Source organism: Gilliamella sp. wkB171, from assembly GCF_001693755.1.
GTDB classification, from domain to species: Bacteria; Pseudomonadota; Gammaproteobacteria; order Enterobacterales; family Orbaceae; genus Gilliamella; species Gilliamella apicola_F.
This window is the reverse complement of sequence record NZ_LYST01000020.1, coordinates 1-4,348: the sequence shown is the minus strand read 5'-3', so window position 1 is coordinate 4,348 and position 4,348 is coordinate 1. Positions and strand designations below refer to the sequence as shown.

Sequence of the window (4,348 nt, the reverse complement as noted above, 5' to 3'; positions counted from 1 at the left end):
GAGTATTGTAGAGGAAGGTAGAATTCCACGTGTAGCGGTGAAATGCGTAGAGATGTGGAGGAATACCGGTGGCGAAGGCGGCCTTCTGGACAGATACTGACGCTGAGATGCGAAAGCGTGGGGAGCAAACAGGATTAGATACCCTGGTAGTCCACGCTGTAAACGATGTCGATTTGGAGTTTGTTGCCCTGAGTGATGGGCTCCGAAGCTAACGCGATAAATCGACCGCCTGGGGAGTACGGCCGCAAGGTTAAAACTCAAATGAATTGACGGGGGCCCGCACAAGCGGTGGAGCATGTGGTTTAATTCGATGCAACGCGAAGAACCTTACCTGGTCTTGACATCCACAGAATCTTGCAGAGATGCGAGAGTGCCTTCGGGAACTGTGAGACAGGTGCTGCATGGCTGTCGTCAGCTCGTGTTGTGAAATGTTGGGTTAAGTCCCGCAACGAGCGCAACCCTTATCCTTTGTTGCCAGCGGTTTGGCCGGGAACTCAAAGGAGACTGCCGTTGATAAAGCGGAGGAAGGTGGGGACGACGTCAAGTCATCATGGCCCTTACGACCAGGGCTACACACGTGCTACAATGGCGTATACAAAGGGAGGCGACCTCGCGAGAGCAAGCGGACCTCATAAAGTACGTCTAAGTCCGGATTGGAGTCTGCAACTCGACTCCATGAAGTCGGAATCGCTAGTAATCGTGAATCAGAATGTCACGGTGAATACGTTCCCGGGCCTTGTACACACCGCCCGTCACACCATGGGAGTGGGTTGCACCAGAAGTAGATAGCTTAACCTTCGGGAGGGCGTTTACCACGGTGTGGTCCATGACTGGGGTGAAGTCGTAACAAGGTAACCGTAGGGGAACCTGCGGTTGGATCACCTCCTTACGAAGTGCTCGTAAGTGTTCACACAGATTGTTTGTTTGTAAGAGATAATTAAGTCCCCTTCGTCTAGAGGCCTAGGACATCGCCCTTTCACGGCGGTAACAGGGGTTCGAATCCCCTAGGGGACGCCATACAACGTGACGTAATTATTTCTTAAAAAAATTATGTTTGTATTTACTTGAAAGAGTAAATAGAAAGATAACGCTCTTTAACAATTAGGAACAAGCTGAAAGAAACGAGTTCTCGTTTTTACGGAAAGCATTTGTATGAAAGTATGGATGTGATGAAGTAGAAAAGAGAAAAAAGCGTAATTGAAACCAAGACAACTGTGAGTTGTAAGGTTAAGAAATTAAGCGTACACGGTGGATGCCTAGGCAATCAGAGGCGATGAAGGACGTGTTAATCTGCGAAAAGCGACGGTGAGCCGATAAAAGGCGCTATAACCGTTGATGTCCGAATGGGGAAACCCAGTGCAGGTGACTGCACTATCATCTGATGAATACATAGTCAGATGAGGCGAACCGGGAGAACTGAAACATCTAAGTACCCCGAGGAAAAGAAATCAACCGAGATTCCCAAAGTAGCGGCGAGCGAAATGGGAGTAGCCCAAGCGGGTAGCATAATGTATTAGTGGAAGCGTCTGGAAAGTCGCACGATAGAGGGTGAAAGTCCCGTACATGAAAGTGGATTATGTGGAAGCTTATAGAGTAGGGCGGGACACGTGATATCCTGTCTGAAGATGGGGGGACCATCCTCCAAGGCTAAATACTCCTGATTGACCGATAGTGAACCAGTACCGTGAGGGAAAGGCGAAAAGAACCCCGGGAGGGGAGTGAAATAGACCCTGAAACCGTGTACGTACAATCAGTGGGAGCTGTTACCGTTGGGTAATAGTGACTGCGTACCTTTTGTATAATGGGTCAGCGACTTATATTCTGTAGCAAGGTTAACCGAATAGGGGAGCCGAAGGGAAACCGAGTATTAACTGTGCGTTAAGTTGCAGGGTATAGACCCGAAACCCGGTGATCTAGCCATGGGCAGGTTGAAGGTTGGTTAACACTAACTGGAGGACCGAACCGACTAATGTTGAAAAATTAGCGGATGACCTGTGGCTGGGGGTGAAAGGCCAATCAAACCGGGAGATAGCTGGTTCTCCCCGAAAGCTATTTAGGTAGCGCCTCATGAGTAACTGTTGGGGGTAGAGCACTGTTTCGGCTAGGGGGCCATCCCGGCTTACCAACCCGATGCAAACTCCGAATACTGACAAGTTTAATCATGGGAGACACACGGCGGGTGCTAACGTTCGTCGTGAAGAGGGAAACAACCCAGACCGCCAGCTAAGGTCCCAAAGTCATAGTTAAGTGGGAAACGAAGTGGGAAGGCTTAGACAGCTAGGATGTTGGCTTAGAAGCAGCCATCATTTAAAGAAAGCGTAATAGCTCACTAGTCGAGTCGGCCTGCGCGGAAGATGTAACGGGGCTAAAACTATGCACCGAAGCTGCGGCAGTGCACGCAAGTGTATTGGGTAGGGGAGCGTTCTGTAAGCCGTCGAAGGTGTGTTGTGAGGCATGCTGGAGGTATCAGAAGTGCGAATGCTGACATAAGTAACGATAAAGCGGGTGAAAAGCCCGCTCGCCGGAAGACCAAGGGTTCCTGTCCAACGTTAATCGGGGCAGGGTGAGTCGACCCCTAAGGAGAGGCCGAAGGGCGTATCTGATGGGAAACGGGTTAATATTCCCGTACTGGCTATAACTGCGATGGGGGGACGAAGAAGGCTAGGTTTACCACCTATTGGATGGTGGGTTAAGCGTGTAGGGGTGTGATTAGGCAAATCCGGTCACTGAAACTCTGAGGCGTGATGACGAGCTACTAAGGTAGTGAAGTAATTGATGCCCTGCTTCCAGGAAAATCCTCTAAGCTTCAGGTTATAGTTAATCGTACCCGAAACCGACACAGGTGGTCAGGTAGAGAATACTCAGGCGCTTGAGAGAACTCGGGTGAAGGAACTAGGCAAAATGGTGCCGTAACTTCGGGAGAAGGCACGCTGATGGTAATTGAAATCCCATGCGGATGGAGGTGAAATCAGTCGAAGATACCAGCTGGCTGCAACTGTTTAATAAAAACACAGCACTGTGCAAACACGAAAGTGGACGTATACGGTGTGACGCCTGCCCGGTGCTGGAAGGTTAATTGATGGGGTTATGCGTAAGCAGAAGCTCTTGATCGAAGCCCCAGTAAACGGCGGCCGTAACTATAACGGTCCTAAGGTAGCGAAATTCCTTGTCGGGTAAGTTCCGACCTGCACGAATGGCGTAATGATGGCCAGGCTGTCTCCACCCGAGACTCAGTGAAATTGAAATTGCCGTGAAGATGCGGTGTACCCGTGGCAAGACGGAAAGACCCCGTGAACCTTTACTATAGCTTGACAGTGAACATTGAGCCTTAATGTGTAGGATAGGTGGGAGACTAAGAAGCATGCACGCCAGTGTGTGTGGAGTCGCCCTTGAAATACCACCCTTTAATGTTTGATGTTCTAACCTATACTTCTGAATCGAGGTAAGGGACACTGTCTGGTGGGTAGTTTGACTGGGGCGGTCTCCTCCCAAAGAGTAACGGAGGAGCACGAAGGTTAGCTAATCCTGGTCGGACATCAGGAGGTTAGTGCAATGGCAAAAGCTAGCTTGACTGCGAGAGTGACGGCTCGAGCAGGTACGAAAGTAGGTCATAGTGATCCGGTGGTTCTGAATGGAAGGGCCATCGCTCAACGGATAAAAGGTACTCCGGGGATAACAGGCTGATACCGCCCAAGAGTTCATATCGACGGCGGTGTTTGGCACCTCGATGTCGGCTCATCACATCCTGGGGCTGAAGTAGGTCCCAAGGGTACGGCTGTTCGCCGTTTAAAGTGGTACGCGAGCTGGGTTTAGAACGTCGTGAGACAGTTCGGTCCCTATCTGCCATGGGCGTAGGAAAATTGAGAGGGTTTGCTTCTAGTACGAGAGGACCGAAGTGAACGCACCGCTGGTGTTCGGGTTGTGATGCCAATTGCATTGCCCGGTAGCTACGTGCGGAATAGATAAGTGCTGAAAGCATCTAAGCACGAAACTAGCCTCGAGATGAGTTTTCCCTGATGAGAATCAGTAAGGTCCGTTTGAGACTAAGACGTAGATAGGTCAGGTGTGTAAGTGTAGTGATACATTGAGCTAACTGATACTAATGAACCGAGAGTCTTAACCTTACAACTCGGAGTTGTTTTGGATACGCGAAGTTGAGAGTAAGAAGTCATCGAAAGATGGTTAAAGATTAATAAAACAGTTTGTTCCGGATTGAGCGATTGATGAAGATATGTGATAATGTTCGTCAATTGAGAGAAAGAGAAGACAGGATATGTCTGGCGGTAATAGCGCGGTGGTCCCACCTGACCCCATGCCGAACTCAGAAGTGAAACGCCGTAGTGCCGAT

General features: G+C 49.7%; 1 tRNA gene and 3 rRNA genes. All 4 read left to right on the top strand.

Features of this window, described 5'->3' with window-relative positions:
• A 16S ribosomal RNA gene (locus tag A9G03_RS01630) occupies window positions 1-889 on the top strand; the annotation flags it as partial.
• A gap of 52 nt (window positions 890-941) precedes the next feature.
• Window positions 942-1,017: transfer RNA gene (locus A9G03_RS01625), tRNA-Glu, on the top strand.
• Window positions 1,018-1,225: 208 nt separating this feature from the next.
• Window positions 1,226-4,124: ribosomal RNA gene (locus tag A9G03_RS01620) — 23S ribosomal RNA — on the top strand.
• 152 nt (window positions 4,125-4,276) lie between these two features.
• Window positions 4,277-4,348 (top strand): 5S ribosomal RNA (rrf, locus tag A9G03_RS01615); the annotation flags it as partial.